The sequence below is a fragment of the Pseudomonas viridiflava genome, assembly GCF_900602065.1.
GTDB lineage: Bacteria > Pseudomonadota > Gammaproteobacteria > Pseudomonadales > Pseudomonadaceae > Aquipseudomonas.
Genome location: NZ_UWFN01000025.1, coordinates 1 through 278, shown reverse-complemented (window position 1 = coordinate 278; position 278 = coordinate 1). Strand labels below are relative to the sequence as shown.

Here is a 278-nt window from a genome sequence, read left to right as displayed (position 1 = left end):
CAGGCCAAACCGCGCAGCCTTGTCGCGATCGATATTGATGGTCAGCACCGGCAGGCCAGAGGTCTGCTCCACCTTGACTTCCGACGCGCCTTCGAGCTTTTCCAGGGTCTCGGCGATTTCCCCGGCGGTGCTGTTGAGCACGCCCATATCATCGCCGAACACCTTCACCGCCACATCGCTGCGCACGCCGGAAATCAGCTCATTGAAGCGCAGCTGGATCGGCTGCGACAGTTCATACGCACTGCCCGGCACAATCGCACTGGCGCGCTGGATATCGG

Annotated in this window: 1 protein-coding gene; it reads right to left on the bottom strand. The window is 61.9% G+C overall.

From position 1 onward, the window contains the following. On the bottom strand, positions 1–278 hold a 278-nt coding region (locus EE949_RS00120), incomplete at both ends, for an efflux RND transporter permease subunit (RefSeq protein WP_164666647.1).